General features: G+C 66.4%; 1 pseudogene. It reads right to left on the bottom strand.

The features are described from left to right. A pseudogene (locus AC1DKR_RS21460) lies at positions 1 to 366 on the bottom strand (oxygen-independent coproporphyrinogen III oxidase); the annotation flags it as partial.

Genomic DNA, 366 nt, shown 5'->3' with positions numbered 1-366 from the left:
GCGTACCGCCCCCCCAGTGCGATTGCATCACGCCTCGACGCGCGCCAAGCCGTTCCGCCGCCATCGCCATTTCGCGGGCCAGGTAGTCCACATAGCGCGCGCTGCGCGTGTGGTCCTTCGTGATGATCTTGTTGCAGCCGCAGTAGTAGCAGATGTTCTCGCAGAACGGGATATGGATATAGAGCGAGAGCGGAGCGGGCGCACTAGCGCTGCAGGCATCGAGCGCGGCCAGGTAGCCGGCGTCGCCGAGTTCACCGTGGAAGCGGTCGGCGGTAGGATAGGACGTGTAACGCGGCCCGTTGCCGTCGATGCGGCCCGCCAGGCTCCGGAAGTCCGCGAGCGCACGGCGATCGAAAGCCGTTGAGG

The organism is Stenotrophomonas sp. 01N47 (genome assembly GCF_056399165.1).
The sequence above is the reverse complement of the archived record's forward strand: the minus strand, read 5'-3'. Positions and strand labels throughout refer to the sequence as shown.